Annotated in this window: 22 protein-coding genes; 16 read left to right on the top strand and 6 right to left on the bottom strand. The window is 45.8% G+C overall.

Translation table 11 applies throughout. From position 1 onward, the window contains the following. Positions 1 to 5: 5 nt before the first annotated feature. The 3 genes from ctaD to ACSSU7_RS06700 all read left to right on the top strand — a co-directional run bounded on the left by ctaD (position 6) and on the right by ACSSU7_RS06700 (position 3,336). Positions 6 to 1,598 (top strand): cytochrome c oxidase subunit I, encoded by a 1,593-nt coding sequence (ctaD, locus tag ACSSU7_RS06690; RefSeq protein ID WP_492515795.1) that lies wholly within the window; start codon positions 6 to 8, stop codon positions 1,596 to 1,598. A 124-nt stretch (positions 1,599 to 1,722) separates the two neighbouring features. Beyond that, entirely contained in the window at positions 1,723 to 2,286 is a 564-nt protein-coding gene (locus tag ACSSU7_RS06695) for a cytochrome c oxidase assembly protein (RefSeq protein WP_492515796.1), read from the top strand. Between the two features lie 144 nt (positions 2,287 to 2,430). Further along, a complete protein-coding gene (locus ACSSU7_RS06700; protein ID WP_492515797.1) occupies positions 2,431 to 3,336 on the top strand; it encodes a cytochrome c oxidase subunit 3 in 906 nt (301 codons plus the stop codon). A gap of 82 nt (positions 3,337 to 3,418) precedes the next feature. Here the strand turns inward: ACSSU7_RS06700 and ACSSU7_RS06705 are convergent, their stop codons facing one another. Next, entirely contained in the window at positions 3,419 to 3,622 is a 204-nt protein-coding gene (locus ACSSU7_RS06705) for a twin transmembrane helix small protein (protein WP_135276182.1), read from the bottom strand. A 36-nt stretch (positions 3,623 to 3,658) separates the two neighbouring features. On the opposite strand from ACSSU7_RS06705, the gene ACSSU7_RS06710 reads away from it, so the two are divergent. The 11 genes from ACSSU7_RS06710 to ACSSU7_RS06760 all read left to right on the top strand — a co-directional run bounded on the left by ACSSU7_RS06710 (position 3,659) and on the right by ACSSU7_RS06760 (position 12,838). Next, complete coding sequence (locus ACSSU7_RS06710) at positions 3,659 to 4,414, top strand: SURF1 family protein (protein WP_492515798.1); 756 nt, start codon at positions 3,659 to 3,661, stop codon at positions 4,412 to 4,414. Between the two features lie 10 nt (positions 4,415 to 4,424). Further along, positions 4,425 to 5,042, top strand: a complete 618-nt coding sequence (locus ACSSU7_RS06715) for an SCO family protein (protein ID WP_492515799.1) — start codon at positions 4,425 to 4,427, stop codon at positions 5,040 to 5,042. Positions 5,043 to 5,044: 2 nt separating this feature from the next. Beyond that, positions 5,045 to 6,052, top strand: a complete 1,008-nt coding sequence (locus ACSSU7_RS06720; protein WP_492517772.1) for a COX15/CtaA family protein — start codon at positions 5,045 to 5,047, stop codon at positions 6,050 to 6,052. Between the two features lie 13 nt (positions 6,053 to 6,065). Beyond that, positions 6,066 to 6,965 (top strand): heme o synthase, encoded by a 900-nt coding sequence (cyoE, locus tag ACSSU7_RS06725; RefSeq protein ID WP_492517773.1) that lies wholly within the window; start codon positions 6,066 to 6,068, stop codon positions 6,963 to 6,965. 230 nt (positions 6,966 to 7,195) lie between these two features. After that, positions 7,196 to 8,629: a cytochrome-c oxidase, cbb3-type subunit I gene (gene ccoN / locus ACSSU7_RS06730; RefSeq protein WP_331019747.1), complete on the top strand. Its 1,434-nt coding sequence runs from the start codon at positions 7,196 to 7,198 to the stop codon at positions 8,627 to 8,629. Between the two features lie 10 nt (positions 8,630 to 8,639). Beyond that, positions 8,640 to 9,266, top strand: a complete 627-nt coding sequence (gene ccoO / locus ACSSU7_RS06735) for a cytochrome-c oxidase, cbb3-type subunit II (RefSeq protein ID WP_492515800.1) — start codon at positions 8,640 to 8,642, stop codon at positions 9,264 to 9,266. 11 nt (positions 9,267 to 9,277) lie between these two features. Next, positions 9,278 to 9,421, top strand: a complete 144-nt coding sequence (locus tag ACSSU7_RS06740) for a cbb3-type cytochrome oxidase subunit 3 (protein ID WP_492515801.1) — start codon at positions 9,278 to 9,280, stop codon at positions 9,419 to 9,421. Then, a complete protein-coding gene (ccoP, locus tag ACSSU7_RS06745) occupies positions 9,418 to 10,320 on the top strand; it encodes a cytochrome-c oxidase, cbb3-type subunit III (protein WP_492515802.1) in 903 nt (300 codons plus the stop codon). Before ACSSU7_RS06740 ends, ccoP begins: the two co-directional genes overlap by 4 nt. Before the next feature lie 132 nt (positions 10,321 to 10,452). Continuing rightward, positions 10,453 to 11,889, top strand: a complete 1,437-nt coding sequence (gene ccoG / locus ACSSU7_RS06750) for a cytochrome c oxidase accessory protein CcoG (protein ID WP_492515803.1) — start codon at positions 10,453 to 10,455, stop codon at positions 11,887 to 11,889. A gap of 12 nt (positions 11,890 to 11,901) precedes the next feature. Beyond that, complete coding sequence (locus ACSSU7_RS06755; RefSeq protein ID WP_492515804.1) at positions 11,902 to 12,168, top strand: hypothetical protein; 267 nt, start codon at positions 11,902 to 11,904, stop codon at positions 12,166 to 12,168. 7 nt (positions 12,169 to 12,175) lie between these two features. Then, entirely contained in the window at positions 12,176 to 12,838 is a 663-nt protein-coding gene (locus tag ACSSU7_RS06760) for a sulfite exporter TauE/SafE family protein (RefSeq protein ID WP_492515805.1), read from the top strand. Positions 12,839 to 12,872: 34 nt separating this feature from the next. Here ACSSU7_RS06760 and ACSSU7_RS06765 read toward each other — a convergent pair whose 3' ends face one another. Then, complete coding sequence (locus ACSSU7_RS06765; RefSeq protein ID WP_492515806.1) at positions 12,873 to 14,069, bottom strand: sialidase family protein; 1,197 nt, start codon at positions 14,067 to 14,069, stop codon at positions 12,873 to 12,875. Next, positions 14,069 to 16,384 carry a TonB-dependent receptor gene (locus ACSSU7_RS06770; protein ID WP_492515807.1) on the bottom strand — a complete coding sequence of 772 codons (2,316 nt, stop codon included), beginning with the start codon at positions 16,382 to 16,384 and terminating at the stop codon, positions 14,069 to 14,071. Before ACSSU7_RS06770 ends, ACSSU7_RS06765 begins: the two co-directional genes overlap by 1 nt. 229 nt (positions 16,385 to 16,613) lie before the next feature. Here ACSSU7_RS06770 and ACSSU7_RS06775 point away from each other — a divergent pair, with 229 nt between their 5' ends. Together ACSSU7_RS06775 and ACSSU7_RS06780 are read left to right on the top strand one after the other, a co-directional pair. Beyond that, positions 16,614 to 17,894, top strand: coding sequence for an ATP-binding protein (locus ACSSU7_RS06775; protein WP_492515808.1), 1,281 nt, complete (start codon positions 16,614 to 16,616; stop codon positions 17,892 to 17,894). Positions 17,895 to 17,903: 9 nt separating this feature from the next. Beyond that, positions 17,904 to 18,482 (top strand): response regulator transcription factor, encoded by a 579-nt coding sequence (locus tag ACSSU7_RS06780; RefSeq protein WP_492515809.1) that lies wholly within the window; start codon positions 17,904 to 17,906, stop codon positions 18,480 to 18,482. Positions 18,483 to 18,529: 47 nt separating this feature from the next. On the opposite strand, the gene ACSSU7_RS06785 is transcribed toward ACSSU7_RS06780, so the two are convergent. From ACSSU7_RS06785 to ileS, 3 genes are read right to left on the bottom strand one after another with little or no spacing between them, the layout of a single operon-like run. Beyond that, entirely contained in the window at positions 18,530 to 19,168 is a 639-nt protein-coding gene (locus tag ACSSU7_RS06785) for a molybdopterin-dependent oxidoreductase (RefSeq protein WP_492515810.1), read from the bottom strand. A gap of 33 nt (positions 19,169 to 19,201) precedes the next feature. Next, positions 19,202 to 19,663, bottom strand: coding sequence for a signal peptidase II (lspA, locus tag ACSSU7_RS06790; RefSeq protein ID WP_492515811.1), 462 nt, complete (start codon positions 19,661 to 19,663; stop codon positions 19,202 to 19,204). Next, positions 19,656 to 22,472, bottom strand: coding sequence for an isoleucine--tRNA ligase (gene ileS / locus ACSSU7_RS06795; RefSeq protein ID WP_492515812.1), 2,817 nt, complete (start codon positions 22,470 to 22,472; stop codon positions 19,656 to 19,658). Before ileS ends, lspA begins: the two co-directional genes overlap by 8 nt. Positions 22,473 to 22,523: the final 51 nt, after the last annotated feature.

Genomic DNA, 22,523 nt, shown 5'->3' on the forward strand with positions numbered 1-22,523 from the left:
GAGTTATGAGCACTACTACAGTCGCACATCATGATGAGCACACTGACCACCCGACAGGGATCATGCGCTGGCTAACCACAACCAATCATAAAGATATCGGTACTATGTACCTGACCTTCTCACTGATTATGTTTTTGGTGGGCGGATCCATGATTCTTGGCATTCGTGCCGAGTTATTTCAACCAGGCTTGCAATTAATTAAGCCTGACTTCTTTAACCAACTCATCGGCGTACATGCACTGATTATGATTTTTGCTGCGCTCATGCCTGCGGCAACCGGCTTTGCTAACTGGATGCTGCCATTGCAAATTGGTGCGCCAGACATGGCGCTGCCGCGTTTGAACAACTGGGGCTTTTGGTTACTGCCACCATCTGCAATTTTACTCACCCTGCCATTTACCCTAGCACTATTCGGCATTGGCGATGGCGCATTAGCAACCGGCTGGACATTTTACCCACCACTCTCGATTCAAGGTGGCATAGGCGTGGATTTTGCAATTTTTGCAGTGCACTTGCTAGGCATTTCATCTGTATTAGGTTCTATCAACATTATCGTTACCTTGTTCAACATGCGTGCACCTGGCATGACGCTTATGAAAATGCCGATGTTTGCATGGGGCTGGTTGATTACTGCATTCTTGTTAATCGCAACGATACCTGTACTAGCAGGTGCAGTTACCATGCTGTTGACAGACCGTCACTTTGGCACACACTTTTTTGACGCAGCGGGTGGTGGTGACCCCATCATGTTCCAGCACTTATTTTGGTTTTTTGGCCATCCTGAAGTGTATATTTTGCTGCTGCCGGTATGGGGCTTTATTCCACAAATCTTACAAACGTTCTCACGTAAACCGATGTATGGCTATAAAGCGCAGGTTTACTCACTATGGGCAATTGGTGCAATGTCAGTAGTTGTATGGGCGCATCACTTCTTTACTGCTGGCATGCCCGTCCCGGCACTGCTCTACTTTATGTACAGCACCATGGCTATTTCATTACCGTTAGCGGTGTTGTTCTTCTGTTGGATTAAAACCATGTGGCGCGGCTCCATGAGCTTTGAAACGCCAATGCTATTTACAGTAGGCTGGATTATCCTATTTGGTATCGGTGGCTTAACAGGCTTAGTACTCGCTGACGTTGCAGCCGATGCACAATATCACAACAGTTATTTTGTTGTAGCACACTTCCACTACACACTATTTGCTGGCGGGATCATGGGCATTATGGCTGGGGTTTATTACTGGCTGCCAAAAATGACTGGACATATGTACAACGAAAAACTAGGCCAATTGCACTTCTGGCTCACGGCTATTTCGTTTAACCTCACGTTCATTCCTCAATTCTTCTTGGGTTTAGCTGGCATGCCACGCCGCATTCCTGACTACGCATTGCAGTTTGCAGAGTTCAATATGGTTTCGTCCATATCGGCATTTGTACTCGGTTTATCACAACTGATCTTTGTTTATAACATTATCAGTACAGTCAAAGGCGGGCAAAAAGCAACAGACCAAGTATGGGAAGGCGCAGAAGGGCTGGAGTGGACATTGTCATCCCCTCCGCCTTACCATAGCTTCACAGAGCAACCGATTATTAAATAGGATAAAAGAATCACTTAATTGATATGAAAAATCAAGATACTTCCAGAAGTGATAAAAACAAGACAGTAGCCATTGTTTTAGCTGTGATTGCATTTATTTGGTACTTGGCATCAATGTTTACCATATGGAAATAGATGCAAACAAAACCGCCCTCAGCCCCACGGAGCTAAGGGCGGCAGCTAACAAAAAGCTAGGCTACAAAATGGTATGGATAGTCGTAGCAGCACTTTTGTTTGCATTTGCATTAGTACCAATATATGACGTGTTATGCACGATGACAGGGTTAAATGGCAAAACCAAGAGCACGGCGAGTGAGCTAAATAACACCAAGGTAGATGAAACACGCTGGATAACAGTGCAATTTACCACCAGTACCATGCCTGGGTTGGGTTGGAACTTTTATCCTAAACAATCCAGCATCAAGGTACACCCTGGCAAAGTGGAAACCGTATTGTTTGAAGCAAAGAACATCACAAGTGAAGTAGTGGCAGGCAGGGCAGTACCTAGCGTAACGCCGGGCGTAGCTGCTGCCCACCTTAAAAAGTTAGCATGTTTTTGTTTTGAAAGGCAGGCGCTAAACCCGGGAGAAACGAAACTATTGCCCTTACGTTTCTTTGTAAGCCCAGACATACCTGCAGAAGTAAAAGAGATGACTTTATCTTACGCATTTTTCAGTGCAGATAAATAAGCATCCAAGTAAATAGAGAGTAGAACACAGGTAATTAAATTGAGAAATAACGCACACATACAGGCCTAGATAAAACAATAGCCATCATTTATTGATTTTATTTTAGCTACAAGTAAGTTAAATAATGTAATGGGGAGCTTATGCATGACAACACATTCAAATAATCATTACTATGTCCCACATGGCGCTTTATATCCTGTCACTTTATCAGCAGGGTTACTCACGCTCGCGTCCGGTTTTATTTTTAGTGTAGCTACTGATAAAAACAAAGATCTTGCCTACCTGCAAACGCCAGGTAAATGGATGATGTATATAGGCGCAGCCATCATTTTACTGATGACCTTTAAATGGTTAAGTGCAGTCGTGGTTGAAAGCGTCACCGGCCAATATAAAAAATGGGAAGATAAATCCTTTCGTATCGGCATGATCGTATTTATTTGCTCTGAAGTGGCTTTTTTTGCCGCATTCTTTGGCGCGCTATTCTATATGCGCATTATTTCGGTACCAGACCTTGCAGCGTTCGACCCCATATTCACCCCGTATAAAGACTTCTTAGGCACGTGGCCATCTGCGGGGCCAGGCGGCACGGTATTAGGGACTGAGTACAAACCGGGCATACTCACACCAATGGCTGCATGGGGCTTACCCGCCATCAATACCGCATTACTGCTCAGCTCAGGCGCAACCATTACTTGGGCACATTGGGGCTTACTTAAAGACAATCGCAAACAACTGATTTTCGGTTTATTTCTAACCGTGGCTTTAGGCACTGCATTCTTGGTCTGCCAAGCCTTCGAGTATCACGAAGCCTATACCCACATGGGGCTAACGTTGGGCAGCGGCGCTTATGGTGCAACATTTTTCATGCTGACCGGCTTTCACGGCTTCCACGTTACATTAGGCACCATCATGCTGATTGTGATTTTGTTACGCTCAATGCAAGGCCACTTCTCGGCTAAAAGTCATTTTGGCTTTGAAGGTGTTGCCTGGTATTGGCACTTTGTAGACGTGGTCTGGCTAGGTCTATTTATTTTTGTTTACTGGCTATAACACCCTCAAAAAATAAGCGGTGCATATGCATCGCTTATTTAGAACTAACACTGCTAAATTAATAAGTTACTTTACGCAAACCTTAGGTAGCAGCATGTGGAATCCAATTAAAGTAATACCCGATCAACAAAAACACAAACAAGGTAATAGAAAGACCGATACGTATGGTCAATGCTTTTACCGTACGCACCCCAGCATCTTTATCTTTGGCCAAAAAATACAATGCTGAAAACAAGCTAGCAATGATGACAAACAGCACCAACACAATAACAACTTTGAATATCATAATCATGTCCTATCAGTTTAGTTAAGTCATTATGCGATGCACATCACACAAATGCAATTTAGATTAGGAAATTACTTACTGCGCACTTCATGGCAAGGCTTATTAATTCTAATGATTTGCTTACCACTATTTATCAAACTAGGCTTATGGCAATATCACAAGGCGCAGTTAGGCACAGAAATCCAGTCTAGCTACAATCGTTCACTTAAGCAGGATGCATTAAGCCTCCCAAGCAACTTCAACGATTTAGACACTTGGAAATACAAAAAAGTAAAAATAAAAGGCCACTATGAAACCGAGTACCAAATTCTGCTCGACAACCAAGTAGAAAACAATGTGGCAGGCTTTCATGTCATCACCCCATTAAAGCTTGATGGCAGCAACGATTATGTCTTGGTTAACAGAGGCTGGGTAGCAGGCAGTGCAACCCATACGGATTTACCAACAATCAGCACGCCCAATCAAGCACTAGAAGTCATTGGTTTAGTCTGGGTGCCTAGCAGTAAGATTTTTACACTGGAAAGTGAGCCACAAAAAAACACATGGAATGCCATCTGGCAACATATGGATATGGAGCGTTACCAAAAAATCGTGCCTATTCACATATTGCCGCTGGTGATTAAATTAGATGCCAAAAGTAATGCTGGTGGCTTTGTGCGCAACTGGCAACTGCCTACCAGTAAGATTACAACCAACATAGGTTACGCTTACCAATGGTTTGGGTTTGCGCTGGCTAGCGTACTTATTTTCTTATTCACCAGCATTAAAAAAGCCAACAATACCAAAATATAGGCAAAATCATATGATAAATACGGCCATGGGCAGCACTGAGTATCTCAACCAGCAACGTAGAGGCCGCCTAATACTCTTATGCATGTTGATTTTTTTTATTATCCCTATCATCGCTGTGATCGCGATGTACAAACTGGACTGGCGCCCCAAGGGAGAAAGCGTGGGTGAGTTAGTGTCACCTCCTAGGGCATTATCTATCGACCAGACACTCATCAATAACAATGGCACCAAGGTAAGCGCTAGCTTGCTCAAAGATAAATGGAGCATGGTTTATGTCACCGCAGACTGTGACCTCCAATGCAAAAACAAGCTGCACCAGATGCGGCAGCTGCATGTTTCTTTATATAAAGAAATCCCACGTATGCAGCGCGTGTTAATTACGACCTCACAGGATGTTGCTGATATTGCACGCAACTATCCAGAGCTATTAATCATCAATCAGCCGGCGGACGATGTCATTGCGTTCAGCAAGCAATTCAATATAGACAATGAGGCCGCGATTAACACGAATAGAATTTACCTGAGCGACCCGCTGGGCCAGCTCATTATGAGCTACCAAGCATCCACATCACCTGCACTGGTGCGTAAAGATATCACGCGTTTAATGAAGTACTCTTGGACGGGTTAGTCATGGGCTACAAGCTATTTAAAAATCTATGCCTGTTTGGCACCATACTTGCACTGTGCGTTGTCGTGCTGGGCGCTTATGTCAGACTATCTGATGCAGGACTAGGCTGCCCGGACTGGCCTGGCTGCTATGGCACCCTCACTGTTCCACAAAGTGAAACTGCGATTCAGCAAGCACAGACACTCCATCCAGATAAACCTGTTGAAGCCGCCAAGGCGTGGAAAGAAATGGCGCATCGATACTTAGCAGGCTCGCTAGGTTTAGTGGTGTTGGCAATTTTTGTGCTGGGATGGCGCAACAAACGCCAGTTAACAGTAAACCCAGCACTCACCACAGCATTGCTTATCATTATCATATTTCAAGCTATGCTGGGAATGTGGACAGTTACCATGCTATTAAAACCGGTAATTGTCAGCGCACATTTACTTGGTGGGCTTACCACACTAGGCCTACTTACATGGCTAGCCCACCGGCATTGGGCCGCACATCACAATATACCGCCCACCCCACCACACTTAAAGCTGATGGTGCGTGGTGCAATACTCATATTGCTACTGCAGGTATTGTTAGGCGGATGGACTAGTACCAACTATGCAGCGCTAGCCTGTACCGACTTTCCTACCTGCCATGGCCACTGGATCCCAGAAATGAACTTTAGCGATGCGTTCCATCTGGTGCGCGAACTCGGGCAAAGTGCCAATGGTGGCAATTTAACACTGGCATCACTGACCGCCATTCAATGGACGCATAGAATGGGCGCGCTAATCACGTTTATTTATATTACGTTATTGATTGTGCAGCTTATTAAAGTACCTGCGTTTAGAAAAATAGCACTACTGCTACTATGCCTGTTAACCGCACAAATCATGATCGGTATCGCCAATCTTATTCTCCACTTACCCTTAGCATTGGCAGTACTGCACAACCTAGGTGCAGCATTACTGGTAATCACCACCATCGTTATTAACTCTAAAATCACGGAGCATCAACATGACCACGCAAAAACTTAAAAGTGAGCTACACATGCACGTTAACGTCATGGGCCAAATTAAAGCACTCGTTCCGCGATTAAAAAATTTCTTCCCTCTGTGCAAACCGCGCGTGACCTCGCTCATTGTGTTCACCGCACTGATTGGTATGTTTCTAGCTACACCTAATATGGTAGCGCTACCGCTACTGGTTGCAACAACCTTGGGCGTAGCCTTTGCATCAGGTGCGGCGGCAGCGTTTAACTGCCTGATTGAACACAAAATTGACGCCAACATGGCTCGTACTCGCGCCCGCCCCCTGCCTACAGGACAAGTGTCATCAGGTGAAACCATGATATTTGCTACGCTACTCGGCGGCACTGGGCTGGCAATCCTTTATTTTTATGTAAACCCACTTACCATGTGGTTAACCCTAGCTACATTTGTAGGCTATGCCGTGATTTATACTATTTTCCTTAAACCGGCCACGCCGATGAATATCGTTATTGGCGGTGCCTCGGGCGCAATGCCGCCAATCTTGGGCTGGGCCGCTGTTACCAACACTGTTTCACCAGAGTCACTGATTATGTTCTTAATCATTTTTGCATGGACGCCTCCACACTTTTGGGCACTCGCGCTATACCGTAGAGAAGAATATGCCAAAGTTGGCATGCCCATGTTACCTGTAACCCATGGTGAGTCCTTTACCTTGTTACACATTCTGCTCTACACCATTATTTTGGTAGCAGTATCACTCATGCCTTATGGCTTGGGCATGAGCGGTATGATTTATTTAAGCTCAGTGCTACTGCTTGATGCTATGTTCATGGCTTACGTCATCAAACTTTACCTGAACTACTCAGATGCACTAGCTAAGCGCACGTTCAGGTACTCCATTATTTATTTAACCCTATTATTTGCAGGTTTACTAATTGATCACTACTTGCCACTTTAAATTCTGAAAAATATTTAATGTAAACAAGCATTACAGTTCGTGAATTGATTCATATAAATGCATACAAAAAGTCGCTAAATCCAATGTAAAAGCAAAGATTACGTTGTATAATTCCGCGATTAAAGCACGTGCACTATTGTTTAGAATTGAAACGGATGCTGATATGACTACGGCGCTAGGGCCCGCCACTAGTCATGAATATGATTTGGTTTTATTTAAGGATGAAAGTAATGAGCACTAATAATGTAGAAACGTTTTACGACGACTACGTCATACGCCGGTTTAGCGTAATGGCGGTAGTTTGGGGAGTTCTTGGAATGTTAATGGGGGTGATTGTTGCCTCACAACTGGCATTTCCTGAATTAAATTTAGGACTGCCATGGACCAGCTTTGGACGTTTACGTCCGTTGCACACCAACTTGGTTATTTTTGCTTTTGGTGGCTGTGCACTGTTTGCTACGTCGTACTATGTAGTACAACGTACCAGCCAAGCTAAACTAGCATTTCCGATGTTGGCTCGCTACTCATTCTGGGGCTATCAAGCCGTCATTATCGCAGCTATCATCTCTTTACCTTTGGGTTACACTCAAGCTAAAGAATATGCAGAGCTAGAGTGGCCTATCGACTTACTACTACTGGTAGTTTGGGTGATGTACGCTATTGTTTTCTTTGGCACTATCGCAAAAAGAAAAATCAAACACATTTATGTTGCAAACTGGTTCTACGGTGCATTTATCATTGTGGTAGCAATCCTGCATATCGTTAACAGTGCTGCAATCCCTGCCGAATGGATGAAATCATACTCAGCTTACGCTGGTGTACAAGATGCGATGATCCAATGGTGGTATGGTCATAACGCGGTTGGTTTCTTCTTGACCGCTGGCTTCTTGGGCATGATGTACTACTTTATTCCTAAACAAGCTGAGCGCCCAGTGTACTCATATCGCTTGTCTATCGTGCACTTCTGGGGTTTGATTTTCACTTACATGTGGGCAGGTTCACACCACTTACATTACACCGCACTACCTGACTGGACACAATCAGTAGGTATGGTACTGTCTTTAATCCTATTAGCACCAAGCTGGGGCGGTATGATTAACGGCATGATGACCATGTCTGGTGCATGGCACAAACTGCGCGATGACCCTATCTTACGCTTCCTGATCGTTTCATTGTCTTTCTACGGTATGAGCACGTTTGAAGGCCCAATGATGGCGATTAAAACCGTTAACTCACTTTCACACTACACAGACTGGACAGTGGGCCACGTGCACTCAGGTGCTTTAGGCTGGGTTGGTTTTGTATCTATGGGTTCACTGTACTTCTTGGTACCTCGCTTATGGGGTGTAAAACAAATGTACAGCAAGAAAGCGATTGAGTTGCACTTCTGGTTGGCAACGATCGGCGTGGTTCTTTACATTACTGCAATGTGGATCTCAGGCGTTACTGCTGGTCTGATGTGGCGCGCAATGAATGACGACGGCACATTAACTTACACATTTGTTGAGTCTGTTAAAGCAATGCACCCATTCTACGTAATTCGTATGGTTGGTGGCTTGATGTACGTTAGCGGCATGGCAATCATGTTGTGGAACGTAATTAAAACAGTTCAAATGGGGCAGCCTGCTCGCGCCAGAATCCCTTCAACAGTTGTTCATGCTTAAGAGATCGAAAATGTCAGATAAAGAACAAAAAGGCTTTACCCACGAAAAAATTGAAACCAATAGTTTCTTATTGGTGATCTTGATTTTGGTTGTGGTTTCATTTGGTGGCTTGGTGGAAATCGTACCGCTATTCTTCCAGAAATCAACCACGCAACCAGTGGAAGGCTTAAAACCTTACACAGCTCTACAATTAGCTGGGCGCGACATTTACATCCGTGAAGGCTGCTACAACTGCCACTCACAAATGATTCGCCCATTTAAAGCTGAAACATTGAGATACGGTCACTACTCTGTCGCTGGTGAGTTTGTTTACGACCACCCATTCCAATGGGGTAGTAAACGTACAGGCCCAGACTTACAACGTGTAGGCGGCCGTTACAGTGATGAATGGCATCGCATTCACTTGATTAACCCTCGTGATTTGGTGCCTGAGTCTGTTATGCCAGCCTACCCATGGCTTGAGAAAAACCTAGTAGATGCGGAAAACTTGCCTGCACACATGCGCGCTTTAAAAATCGCTGGTGTTCCATATGCTGATGCTGAAATCAAGAGCGCAGCTAACGATGTTTATGGAAAAACAGAAATGCAGGCCGTAATCGCCTACTTGCAAGTGCTTGGTACAGCGCTTAAACAATAAGCAACTGAATTATGGACACTATTGGTTTACGCAGCATCGCCACAGTCGCAGCCCTAGTTACCTTTATCGGTATCTGGGTCTGGGCTTGGTCTGGGCGGCATAAAAAAGACTTTGACGAAGCGGCAAAATTGCCGCTTGAGGGAGATGAAGAATGAGTGATTTTACAAGCGATTTCTGGCCGTACTTTATTTCGGCAATCGTGATTGGCGGTATCGTGTTCTGCTTAACGATACTATTTATGACAAGCAAGTCACATGATGCGGCGCACACTGGTGAATCAACTGGCCACGTGTACGATGAAGACATCATTGAAATGAACAATCCTATGCCTAGATGGTGGATGTGGATGTTCATTATCACTTGCGTATTCGGTGCAATTTATCTATTCCTGTTCCCTGGCTTGGGTACTTACCAAGGTAAACTTGGCTGGACTGCGCTTAAACAGTATGAACAAGAAGTTAAAGAAACCAACGACCGTATTGCGCCAATCTACGCAAAATTCACCTCAATGAAAGGTGAAGAAGTTGCGCAAGATCCAAAAGCAATGGCTATCGGTGAGCGTTTATTCATGAACAATTGCTCACAATGCCACGGTTCTGACGCACACGGTAGCAGAGGTTTCCCTAATCTAACTGATAACGACTGGTTACATGGCGGTTCACACGAAACCATCAAGCAAACCATTACTAACGGTAGACATGGCATGATGCCTCCTATGGCTGCAGCAATAGGTAGTGCTGACGACGTTAAAAACGTAGCAAACTATGTGTTGAGCTTATCTAACAGTGAGCATGACGCTGAACGCGCAGCATTAGGTAAAGAAAAATTTGCCGCATGTGCAGCTTGTCACGGCCCGGATGGCAAAGGCAACCAAGCAATTGGTTCAGCTAACTTAACTGACAACATCTGGTTGCACGGTGCTGGTGAAGCCGCGATTATCCAACGCATTAACAATGGCATAGATAATAAAATGCCAGCACAAGGATCACGCCTGACACCTGAGCAAATTCACGTATTGGCTGCTTATGTTTGGCGTTTTTCTAACGTAAAATAATTAATCAAAGGCTAAAACTAGCTAAGATTAATTTAATACAAACAACATCTTAACGCCCGCTATTTGGCTTATGCTAAAATAGTGGGCGTTTTTGTATTTACTCACCGAACTTCTAATTAAGTCTGAATTAAAGTGTCCACTAAGCCACGTACACCAAAGAAAACAATTCCTATCATTAACGACCCTGCACAGCCAGTCACTAGGTCATTGTACGAGCCACACCAGAAGATTTACCCGCGTAACATCTCTGGCTTTTATAAAAACTGGCGCTGGGCCATGATCTGGATTACACAGATTGTGTTCTATGGTGTGCCATGGCTGGAATGGGGTCAACGCCAAGCCGTACTATTAGATATTAGTACCCACCGTTTTTATATTTTCGGTTTGGTGCTGTATCCACAAGACCTTATTTATTTAGTCGTCATTTTAATTATTGCCGCCCTGGCCCTGTTCTTATTTACGGCTGTTGCCGGTAGGCTTTGGTGCGGTTTTGCATGCCCACAATCCGTTTACACTAAAATATTTTTATGGATAGAGCGGCAGGTGGAAGGTGACCGCGCCTCGCGCCTACGTCTAGACGCAAGCAAACTTAACACCAATAAACTATCCAAAAAAACCATCAAGCATGCCCTGTGGATCAGCTTTTCAGCATGGACCGGTTTTACTTTCCTTGGTTACTTCACCCCTATCCGCGATCTTATATATAACATTTCTCAATGGAGCTTAAGCCCATGGGAAACGTTTTGGATCTGCTTCTATGCGTTTGCCACTTACGGTAACGCTGGTTTCTTGCGCGAACAGATCTGTAAACACATGTGCCCATATGCACGCTTCCAAAGCGCGATGTTTGATAATGACACGCTCATCGTCACGTATGATGAGGAGCGCGGCGAACCACGTAGCGGCCGCTCACGTAAGGTGGATGCAAAGCAAACTGGCTTGGGTGACTGCATTGACTGCAGCTTCTGTGTACAGGTATGCCCAACCGGTATTGATATCCGTAACGGTTTGCAGCAAGAGTGTATTAGTTGCGGCTTGTGTGTGGATGCATGTAATAGCATTATGGACAAAATGGAGTACCCACGTGGATTAATCCGTTTCTCCACACAGAACGCTCTCACCAATCACTGGTCACAAGAGCAGGTGCTAAAGAAAATTTTACGGCCTCGTGTACTCATTTATAGCACCCTATTGCTGCTAATGAGTGCAGGTCTGGTTTATTCATTGGCTACACGCATACCATTTAAAGTTGATGTAATTCGCGACCGCGGCGTAATGTCTCGTATCGCTCCCGGCGGTAAAGTGGAGAACGTTTATCAACTGCAAATCACCAATGCTTCGGAGCATGTTGAAACATATCATATTTCAGTATCTGGCATCGAAGGCTTATCTTTAGCTTCTGATTCAGAATTTACCGTGAACGCCGCAGAGTCAAGAATGGTGGCAGTGAGTTTGCAGATTACAGATGGCTCGATTAAAAGCGGCTCACACCCAGTGGTATTTGAAATTGTTGCGGACGATTCAAAAGAGCGCCTATTTGAAAAGTCTATTTTTTATATGTCTCGCTAAAGAGGTAACCCTATGTCAACAAAGCAAACGCAAAATGAAAAAGCAAAATGGTGGAAGTCTGGTTATGCATGGCTAGTATTCTGTGGCCCAGCCATTGTGGTGGTTGCTAGCTTAACCACTGTATATATTGCCGTGAACGGGCAAGATCCAGTATTAGCACACGATGAAAATTCAGAGTTCCATACTAACAAGCCTCTCACAACTGAAGAGAAAAATGCGCTAGAACCTGCCGTTCTCGCGCGCAACCATGCGGCCACTGGTGTGAATCTGGAAAAATAGTAGCGCAATGCAAACCGCGCTTATTTACAGCTCATTACTGATGGGGATAGCAGGTGGCCCGCATTGCGTTGCCATGTGTGGCGCAGCCTGCACCGCACTCACACAGTCACCGCAAACCCCTTACGCCATTTACCATTACCATATTGGCCGCTTATGCGGATATGCCATGCTGGGGGCAATTGCCACGTTTGCGATCCAAAGCATCGCATGGCTGTCTAGCTATAGCAGCATATTGCATCCATTGTGGACATTCTTCCATGTATTGATATTTTTCTGGGGCGTATTGTTAATCATCTACGCACGCCAGCCAATTTGGGTAGATCGTGCTGGGCGTAACATATGGGGATATGTGAAGAAACTGAGCACTAAGCAAGGCGGCCATTTCTATATCGGCATGCTGTGGGCGCTCATGCCGTGCGGCCTGTTGTATTCGGCACTGATTATTGCCTCATTTAACGGCAACCCATTAGACGGTGCATTAAGCATGTCAGCTTTTGCGCTAGGTTCCAGCGTGTCCCTGTTTTTAGCACCATGGCTATGGCTAAAACTCAAGACCAACACCATTGAACCTTACGGCATGCGCTTAGCTGGTGTGTTACTGAGTGCGGCAAGCGCTTGGGCAATTTGGATGGAGCTTACCCACAACACCAAAGTATGGTGCGCTACATAACATAGTTACAGCCTGCTACAGACGAAAAATAGCGCTAAAGAGCTAATACTTTTAACCCATCAGTAACGGTGTTCCATAACAAAAACATTTGTTTATCTTTTTGCAACAGCACAGGGTAATCAGCCACACCTGCGGTCTCACTCAGCACATGTGGTAGATCCCAACTTTTACCTGCATCACTAGACTTCATCAACCAGATTTGATGCTTGCCTAGATCTTTTTCACGCCAAACCAACCAAACATTGTCGCCAATTGCGGCCAAAGCCGGATGCCCAGCCTGCTTTTTCATATTGCCAAACTTTTTGGCTGGCGACGATACCCATGCTTCACCATCCATACGTGCATAATATAGCGTCGCTTTCGCCCCCGCATCATCATTACCGCCATCAAACCACGCCATGTGGTAGCCCCACCAATCAGTTCCCTCGCCACCACTTGCTAACGCCGCACCGTGATGCGGGCAACCATCAATTCTCCAGCGACCAAAGGTTGCACGTTTTGGCTGGGGAGTGGTTTGATTGGCTGGAATTTCAGCCATCATATGGTCACGCTCACTCCCTTCAAACACATGACGCCACATCGCAGCGACAGTACCATCGGGTTTATTAGTCAGGGCGATACGACAGCACTCGCAGCTACTATCGGCAAGCTTCTGTTCCAATGAAAAACTTACGCCTTTATTGTCAGAAACAGCGTAGTAAATCGCGGCGCCGTCATAAGGTTTATTGGCTGCTTTCGCGGCGATTAAATCACGTTTATCCACCCAAGTGACGGTGATTTTTCCGTACCTGCTCACATTTAGAGAATCAAATCGATGTGTGATTTCGCTGCGATCTTGATGCACAACATATGGCGCTTCAAACGTTTTACCTGAATCAATCGACCGAGCAAACCAAATGTATCCTGAAAATGGCGCCTTAAGCGCCTCAGTCCAAGTCAGGTAGATGTAACCCTCTGGTGAAATAGCTATCTTCGGGCGCGCCTCACCGTCTGCACCAATTTTATGTGGCTCACGATTTACTTTGATTGGTTTTGAAAAAGATAATCCCATATCCAGGCTTTTGCTTACTTGTAAAAACCCGTCCTGCACGGCTACACGCCATAGCGCACCTTTGGAGTCAAAGGCGACACTAACAGCAATAGCTGAGCTCTGGTGCTTAGTATGGTCTTCATGTGCACTTGCATGTAATGCACAACAAAATAAAGCAATTGCCAGTAAATATTTAATCATCAATAGTCAAATTTCAATTGCACATAGGCTGTGCGTTGTGGATAAGGGTGAAGCACGTAGGATTTGTAATTATTTAAATTATCTACGCCTACGCTTGCCGTATAACCTTTGGCAAACTTATAGTTAGCCTTGGCATCCAGCACAAAAAACCTGCTGGCGGCACCAAATGTACCATCATTAACATCACTGTTATCCAGCGCATTATATTGGCGACCACTGTAGCGTGCTGCTAAACTATACGTGAGATTACTGCCGCTGTGGTATGTTGCAACGGCTTTTAACATACTACGCGGGATACGTGGCGGCTTATTGCCAACCGTAGTGGGCGCTGCCTCATTCCGTAGCACCTCCGCCTCGGTGAAAGTGGCGCTACCCTGCAAATCCAACCCATGTATCAATACATCTTGCCACTGCGTTGCCAGCTCTAACCCACGCGTACGGATATGGTCAACATTCTGCACAAAGCTACAGCCTACGCTTCTGGTACAGGTGCCGGTGTCGTAAGGAATAGCACGCCCATTGGTAATGGTTTGTGAAATCAGTGCGTCATATTTATTCTCACTGAACAAGCTTGCTCGAATCAAACCATGATCATAACGCCGCTCGGCCGTAAGCTCTGTTGCAATCACTTGTTCTGGTTTTAGATTAGGGTTAGATTCAACAAAGTAGGCTGTGGCACCATTTTGTAAAGGCTGAAACATCTCACTTACCGTAGGGAAGCGAAATGCCTGCCCAAACGCTGCACGGAAGCCCCATGCTGGCTCAGGTTCAAAACTGATAGAGATTTTTGGTGAGAACTTAGCCTCATATTTATCTTTATAATTTGCAGTACGTAATACATTAGATATAGTCGTTGTATTCAGGCCATTTTCAGCCTGCCAATACTCACCGCGCCCACCTAGGGTAAGTGCCCACTGCGGGTTAATCTGCCATTTGTCCTGCACATAAAGTGCATGCGTGATAGTTTCGCCACGTGCAGATGCACTCAATGTGCCCTTGCTTGCAGTTGACCAGTCAGCAGTATTATTGGTATCACTCTTTAATTGATATTGATCCAAGTGATAACCAATATCTACGGTATGTGCTTGCGGACGCAAGGTTGCACGTGCATCAAACACTGACCACCCAGTTCCAGATAAATCAGTCACACGTCCGGTTTTAGTAAGGTAAGGGTTACCTTGCACCACTGTTCCTGATGCAAGCGCATTTGCCGCACTACTTTTATCTTTTTGGTAATCATAATCTGACAGCGTCAACTGCCAATCAAAAAAACCTTTAGTATTGGATTTAATATCCAGTGCCTGCATGATATGCAATGACTCAGATTCGCCTGGATTCATTCCGGAAACATCATAACGCTTCCCATTAAATGTTACCCTGCCGTTATATACTGGGTTGCCAGCGCTATCTTTAATGTAACTCTCAACGTCAGTTTTTCCCTCCATATCCCAAACTGCAAGCGTATAGGCTATTTTGTGTTGGGGGGTAATATCATAAGCGGCTTTAAACTTAATATTGGTCTGCGCTGTATCATCAATGCTATTAGCTCCAAAAATGACACGGCTAGCGTTTGTTTCACTTCTATCTTGATATGCGCCACTCACTTCTGTGCCGCCAGCCGGCGTGGAGGAAAGATTAGCTGTTGAGAAATTCATGGGCTGCCCTTTACTTTCCAAACGGTCTGCGCCTAACCAGAATGAAAAATCATTGACCTTGTTGCCTACAGATGCAGTTAAGTGGTGCCCCTGATAACGCTCATCTGTACCATACAGCTTAAAATTTTGCGTAAAGGCTTGCGCGCTAGCGTGTGCTTCATGCTTATCAGGCATGCGTGTGGCAATACTCATGACCCCACCAAATGAATTACCCGCATAAAGCGCAGAAAATGGGCCATACATCATGCTGATGCTTTCAATTTCCTCTGGGCTCACCATGCCCCAGCGCGGCGGGAATGCAAATGAGTTACCAAGTAAATTAGAAAGTAGTACACCATCGGCGTACAGCATACTTTGCGCACTGGATAACGTACCAATGGTACGCGTGGCAATAATTCCATTACGATCGCCAATAAAACGCTCGCGAACTTGGATGCTGGGAAGGTATTTCAGGGTTTGCGCAGGGGTTGCCGCGTTAACACTTTCTTCAATTTGTTTTTTATCAAAAGTCTCAACAGTGGCTGGGTGCTTGGTGATGCGGCTATCAATCATAGGTGCGCGCACTTCAACCGCATCTAAATCAATCGCCTCATTATGCTCGGCAAATAATGTGCCGCTAAAGCTTGCTGCGATGATGGCTGAGATTAACTTAACACGCATTGCATCTCCCTGATTTTTATATACTAATAAAATATTATTATTGTTAATTATTGATGCGCGGCTTAACTGGATTGGCTGCAGTTAAGATGCTTACATCTTGATAGGTTAGCAGTATATTTTAGATATGCTTGCTGCGTAATGTGACTAATTGTCGCAGGGGCAGTACGCACATATGCGCGACAATTTGACGCAATGCAATTTAGTTATCAGCACGTATAATAATCAGGTGATGAATACGCACTTTCCTACTTTAGAAAACCCAACACGCCGTAACCTGAAGCGCTTATTTTTGCTGCGCAGTGTCATGGTCGCATTCATGCTGGCCGCCACGCTGGCGCTATATCACCTGCATATTCCTCTACCAAAAATTCCAATCGCGCTTGCTGTTGGCGGCATGCTGCTCCTTAACCTGATGACATTATTGCGTCTGCAAAAATTCAGCAACGTGACAGACCGTGAACTGCTATTACAGCTACTAGGTGATTTACTCGGCCTCACAGTCTTATTTTATTTTACTGGTGGCTACAGCAACCCTTTGGTGTGGATGTATTTACTACCGTTGACTATTGCCGCTGTTGCCTTAAAACGTGAATACACTTGGTTACTGGCAGCGACTGCCGTGATTTGTTACTCCACACTGGTATTTTATTACGTGCCGTTATCGCATCTACATATGCACTATTTGGCTGGGAAATCGCTAGACATCCATTTGGTAGGGATGTGGCTGGGCTTTGTGGTGAGTGCAGGCATTATTGCTTTTTTTGTCACGCGTATCGGGCAAAGCTTACGTGATTACGATAAACTACTAGCCGCAGTGAGAGAGAAATCGCTAGAAAGTGAGCGCGCACTCTCATTAGGAACGCTTGCTGCCAGCGCCGCACATGAGTTAGGAACACCACTCGCAACCATGGCCGTGATTAGCAAAGAGCTGGCACGAGATTTATCAAACCAGCCCGAGCAATTACAACAGCTAGCCATCATCCGCACCCAAATTGACCGCTGTAAGGAAATACTATCATCCATCACGCATAATGCCGGCAAAAGCCGGGCAGATGGCGGGCATGGGTTACTGATAAGCGAGTTCTTACAAGAAGCGATTCAGCGCTGGCGTGACACGCGCCCGGCAACCGAGCTCGTGGTCAGCTTGAGCGATAGCTCAAGCAACCCATTAATTTTCACAGACAGAACACTGGGACAGGCCATACAGAATTTATTAGACAACGCAGCCGACGCATCGCCAGACCGAGTGCTATTCGATGCAAGCTGGGATGAAAGCACCTTAAAGGTATATATTAGAGACTTTGGTAACGGGCTGAGCGACGAAGTAAAATCGCAGCTAGGCAAACCATTTTTTAGCTCAAAGAATGGTAATGGTATGGGCTTGGGGGTGTACCTCACACGAATGATTATTGCAAAATTTGGCGGGACGCTCACTCTCACCAATCACGCCGAAGGTGGTGTACTCACGGCCATCACCTTACCACTAAAACAATTGCGCATAGGTCATTAAGGATAGCTAATGCTTGACCTCACCACAGACTCAAAAAGTAGCGACGAACAGCCTAGCCTGCTGCTGGTTGACGATGATGAAGTGTTTTTAAACGCACTGGCCATGGCAATGCGTAAACGCGGCTTTTTAGTCACGCTAGCCAGCAGTGCAGAGTCTGCCTTTACAATTGCGCAGACTGACCCACCGGAATTTGCGGTGGTTGACCTTAAAATGTCTGGCAACTCCGGCCTGGTATTAGTCAGGCAGCTGGCAAGCTTACAAGCCGCAACAAAAATAGTGGTGCTCACAGGCTATGCCAGTATTGCCACAGCAGTAGAGGCAATTAAACTGGGGGCAACCCACTACCTGGCTAAACCTGTCGATGCGGATGAAATTGTTGCTGCATTTGATAAACAGGCTGGCGATGCAGAGGTTGAACTAGCCTCACCACCACTACCTGTCGGCAGATTAGAGTGGGAGCATATTCAACGGGTGTTGTCAGAGAATGATGGCAACATTTCCGCCACCGCGCGTAGCCTCAATATGCACAGGCGTACGCTACAAAGAAAATTAGGCAAGAAACCTAGCATCAACCCAAGCATCATCTAATAGCATCAGGCCCCACTAGGAAAACAACGCTAGCATTGCGGACAAGGTTAATCGTCGCTAAAGCGCTCTTCACGCCATGGATCAGCTTCATTATGATAACCGCGCACCTCCCAAAACCCTGGGCGGTCAAATTCATGTAACTCAATAGCTTTCAGCCACTTGGCGCCTTTCCACGCGTAACGCTTAGGCACGATCATACGCACCGGGCCGCCATGCGCTGCGGTTAAAGGCCCACCCAGCACGCTGTGAGCAATGATGACGTCATCGTCTAGTAACGCATCCAGAGGTAAGTTTGTAGTGTAGCCATCATAGCCATGCAAGGTTACATGTTTTGCGGCTGGCAACGGTGCGGCCATGGACAAAATCTCGCGGGCTGGCACTCCCTGCCAATCCATATCTAATTGGCTCCAGCGCGTCACACAATGAAAATCCGAGACTTCGGTCACTTGCGGCATTGCCTGAAATTGCGCCCAGTTAATATCGAGCTCATGTTCTACCAAGCCATACACACGCAGAGCCCAGTTTTCAGTTGTTACTTGCGGACGAATTCCCAAATCCAAAGTCGGAAAATTCTTTACTTCGGTTTGCCCTGCCGGAATCCGCTCATTTGCATTGGCTTTACCTGGCTTTGCACCACGTTTTGCTAACGCTATTTTTCCTTCAATAAGCTTTTTCCAGTCTGGCATAGATTTGTTCCGAAATAAATGTCTATGAGTTGATTAATTTACTTTCGACTTCTTGAAACTATCCGCAAGCAACAAACCGACCCCAACGCATATTGCACTATCTGCCACATTAAAAGCCGGCCAATATAACTGATCAATATGAAAAAACAGAAAATCCACTACATAGCCTAAGGTCAGGCGATCGTACAAATTACCAATCGCACCACCTAATACTAAGGCCAAACCTAAGCTAAATAGTTTCTCATGATGATGCTTTTTAATCAGGTACGTAATCACAATGGCGGCAATTGCAGTCACAGCAGTGAAGAACCACTTCTGCCAGCCGCCAGCATTAGCTAAAAAACTAAACGCTGCACCTTCATTATGAAAACGTACCAAATCAAAAAAGCGAGTAATGGTTAAATGCTCACCATACGCAAAAGCACGTTGGATTAAATACTTGGTGTACAAATCTAAGGCGACCACAATGGCGCTAATAGCAAACCACTTACGCATGTGAGCGAACCTCACCTTTACCAAACAAATTGCTTACGCAGCGTCCGCAAATATGTGGATGCGCAGCGTCTGCCCCCACATCTGCGCGGTAATGCCAGCAGCGGTCACATTTAACATGCGCACTTGGTGCCACTTGCACCTCTAAAGCACCGGCACGCTGATGTAGCGAAGCGCGTGAGGTAATCAGCACGAAACGCAAATCATCTTTTAATCGGCTTAATGCCTCAAACGTTGCACCATCTGCATAAATATCTAATTCAGATTGCAATGATGAGCCCACCAAACCAGCAGAGCGTTTCTCTTCTATCGCTTTATTTGCTAAGGCACGCACCTCAAGCACCGTTTGCCAAGATTGAACCTCTGCATCACTTAGCCCGTGCGCTGGCAAGCTATACCAAAGCTCTTCAAATACTGTACGCTCTGCATCCAAACCTAGCGTTTGCCAAATCTCATCCGCAGTGAAACTTAAAATCGGTGCCATTAAGCGCATCATGGTGTGTGTAATGTGATGCAAAGTACTTTGTGCAACACGACGCGCATGTGAGGCTTCGCCGGTCGTATATAAGCGGTCCTTTAAGATATCTAAGTAAAAGCCACCTAAGTCTTCTGAACAGAAGCTAACAAACTTTTGCACCGCCAAGTGGAACTCGTAACGGTCATAATCCGCCAATACTTCTGTTTGCAATTTTTCAGTTAAATGCAAAGCATAACGGTCTATTTCCAACCACTCGCTCATCGGCAACAAGTCTTTAGCCGTATCAAAGTCAGCCAAGTTCGCCAGTAAGAAACGTAAGGTGTTGCGAATACGTCGATAACTTTCAGCAACGCGCTTTAAAATCTCATCCGAAATAGTCAGCTCACCTGAGTAATCGGTAGAGGCCACCCACAAACGCAAGATATCTGCGCCATAGGTATCCATCACTTTTTGTGGTGCAACCACATTACCCTTAGATTTACTCATTTTGTGGCCGCTGCCATCTACCACAAAACCATGCGTTAGCAATGCTTTATACGGTGCATGACCATCAATCGCGCAACCGGTCAGTAAGCTAGACTGGAACCAGCCACGATGCTGGTCTGAACCCTCTAGATACAAATCTGCCGGGAAGGCCAGCTCAGGGCGGCGTTTAAGCACCGCAGCATGCGTACTGCCTGAGTCAAACCACACGTCTAAGGTGTCAGTCACCTTCTTATACTGCTCGGCATAGTCTGGGGCATGTTGCGCCAAGAAGGCCGGGCCATCTAAACTAAACCAAGCCTCTACACCGGTTTTCTCCGTAAGTAAGGCAGCTTGCTCTAACAGCGCGGTGGTCTGCGGATGCGGCTCACCGGTTTCTTTATGCACAAACAATGGCATCGGCACGCCCCAGTTACGTTGGCGTGATACACACCAATCCGGGCGATTTTTAATCATCGCCTCTAAACGTGCACGACCCCAACTCGGGAAAAACTCAGTCTCATCCACCGCTTTATTGGCATGCTCGCGCAATGCTTTACCGTTAATGTCATGTGCATTCATCCCGATAAACCACTGGTGCGTCGCCAACTGCATAAGTGGCGTTTTATGGCGCCAGCAATGCGGGAAACTATGATTTAAACGCGCGTTAGCAAGTAAGCGACCACTCTCCTGCATGTTCGCCAAGATGACTTTGTTCGCATCCTGTCTGCTTAAACCACGAATAGCGGCAAACTCTACCAACTCACTGGTAAAGAATTTGCCATCACTACCGATTAAGACTCTTGGTTTTTGCTCCGGGAAGTTAGCACGCATCACCAGCCAGTCATCATTACCGTGAGCAGCAGCAGTATGTACCAAGCCGGTACCTGCCTCGGTTGTCACATGGTCACCGCAGATAACAGGCACTTGGCGCGCGTCAAACGGGTGTGCTAGCTGCAAATGCTTTAATGCCAAACCTTTACAAGTTGCCAGCACTTTTGCATCAGCTTCACCATAACGCGTTAATGTCGCCGCGGCTAAAGCATTTGCAAGTATCAGCAAGCCTTTGCTGGTTTGAATCAAATCATAATCCAGCTCAGGATGCACACTCACCGCTTGGTTTGCTGGTAATGTCCAAGGCGTCGTTGTCCAAATCACCGCATAAGCATCAGCTGTCACATCTACGCCAAATGCCTTGCCCAATGCAACACGATCTGCCACTTTAAAGCCTACGTCAATCGCTGGTGAGTTCACATCCTCATACTCAACCTCTGCCTCAGCCAACGCCGAGCCACAATCCACGCACCAATGTACAGGCTTGCTACCCTGATAAAGATAGCCATTTTTATAAATATCACCTAAAGCACGCATGATGTCAGCTTCAGTTTGGTAATCCATCGTTAAATAAGGATTATCCCAATCGGCCTGCACACCTAAACGAATGAAGTCTTTCTTTTGCTTTTCCACCTGCTCGGCAGCATAAGCACGGCACAACTCGCGGAACTGAGCTGGGTCTATATTTTTACCGTGATTTTTTTCTACGACGAGTTCAATCGGCAAGCCGTGACAATCCCAACCTGGCACGTAAGGTGCATCAAAGCCTGAAAATGTTTTAGATTTTACGATGATGTCTTTTAAGATTTTATTCACCGCATGCCCAATGTGAATATCACCATTGGCATAAGGAGGGCCGTCATGCAAAATGAATTTTTTTGCGCCTTTGCGTGCATTGCGAATACGCGCGTACAGTTTTTTATCCTGCCAAGCTTTCAACCATGCAGGCTCACGCTTCGCCAAATCACCACGCATGGGGAAGGCGGTCTCTGGTAGGTTTAATTTATACTTGCTTTGCTCTTTATTATCTTCAGTCATTTAAAATCTCAACACATTTCATATTCATCATTTCTGTCCGCTTAATGTAGC

The organism is Methylotenera sp. E1MeOHC1 (genome assembly GCF_058745595.1).

What these genes read in the sequence shown, in the direction of transcription:
- ACSSU7_RS06715 (WP_492515799.1), top strand. Translation starts at nt 4,425, where the DNA reads ATGATAAATACGGCCATGGGCAGCACTGAGTATCTCAACCAGCAACGT.
- ACSSU7_RS06780 (WP_492515809.1), top strand. Translation starts at nt 17,904, where the DNA reads ATGCTTGACCTCACCACAGACTCAAAAAGTAGCGACGAACAGCCTAGC.
- ACSSU7_RS06705 (WP_135276182.1), bottom strand. Translation starts at nt 3,622, where the DNA reads ATGATATTCAAAGTTGTTATTGTGTTGGTGCTGTTTGTCATCATTGCT.
- ccoO (WP_492515800.1), top strand. Translation starts at nt 8,640, where the DNA reads ATGTCAGATAAAGAACAAAAAGGCTTTACCCACGAAAAAATTGAAACC.
- ACSSU7_RS06775 (WP_492515808.1), top strand. Translation starts at nt 16,614, where the DNA reads ATGAATACGCACTTTCCTACTTTAGAAAACCCAACACGCCGTAACCTG.
- cyoE (WP_492517773.1), top strand. Translation starts at nt 6,066, where the DNA reads ATGCACGTTAACGTCATGGGCCAAATTAAAGCACTCGTTCCGCGATTA.
- ACSSU7_RS06785 (WP_492515810.1), bottom strand. Translation starts at nt 19,168, where the DNA reads ATGCCAGACTGGAAAAAGCTTATTGAAGGAAAAATAGCGTTAGCAAAA.
- ACSSU7_RS06695 (WP_492515796.1), top strand. Translation starts at nt 1,723, where the DNA reads ATGGAAATAGATGCAAACAAAACCGCCCTCAGCCCCACGGAGCTAAGG.
- lspA (WP_492515811.1), bottom strand. Translation starts at nt 19,663, where the DNA reads ATGCGTAAGTGGTTTGCTATTAGCGCCATTGTGGTCGCCTTAGATTTG.
- ACSSU7_RS06700 (WP_492515797.1), top strand. Translation starts at nt 2,431, where the DNA reads ATGACAACACATTCAAATAATCATTACTATGTCCCACATGGCGCTTTA.
- ACSSU7_RS06770 (WP_492515807.1), bottom strand. Translation starts at nt 16,384, where the DNA reads ATGCGTGTTAAGTTAATCTCAGCCATCATCGCAGCAAGCTTTAGCGGC.
- ACSSU7_RS06720 (WP_492517772.1), top strand. Translation starts at nt 5,045, where the DNA reads ATGGGCTACAAGCTATTTAAAAATCTATGCCTGTTTGGCACCATACTT.
- ACSSU7_RS06755 (WP_492515804.1), top strand. Translation starts at nt 11,902, where the DNA reads ATGTCAACAAAGCAAACGCAAAATGAAAAAGCAAAATGGTGGAAGTCT.
- ACSSU7_RS06760 (WP_492515805.1), top strand. Translation starts at nt 12,176, where the DNA reads ATGCAAACCGCGCTTATTTACAGCTCATTACTGATGGGGATAGCAGGT.
- ACSSU7_RS06740 (WP_492515801.1), top strand. Translation starts at nt 9,278, where the DNA reads ATGGACACTATTGGTTTACGCAGCATCGCCACAGTCGCAGCCCTAGTT.
- ccoP (WP_492515802.1), top strand. Translation starts at nt 9,418, where the DNA reads ATGAGTGATTTTACAAGCGATTTCTGGCCGTACTTTATTTCGGCAATC.
- ACSSU7_RS06710 (WP_492515798.1), top strand. Translation starts at nt 3,659, where the DNA reads ATGCACATCACACAAATGCAATTTAGATTAGGAAATTACTTACTGCGC.
- ccoN (WP_331019747.1), top strand. Translation starts at nt 7,196, where the DNA reads ATGAGCACTAATAATGTAGAAACGTTTTACGACGACTACGTCATACGC.
- ACSSU7_RS06765 (WP_492515806.1), bottom strand. Translation starts at nt 14,069, where the DNA reads ATGATTAAATATTTACTGGCAATTGCTTTATTTTGTTGTGCATTACAT.
- ctaD (WP_492515795.1), top strand. Translation starts at nt 6, where the DNA reads ATGAGCACTACTACAGTCGCACATCATGATGAGCACACTGACCACCCG.
- ileS (WP_492515812.1), bottom strand. Translation starts at nt 22,472, where the DNA reads ATGACTGAAGATAATAAAGAGCAAAGCAAGTATAAATTAAACCTACCA.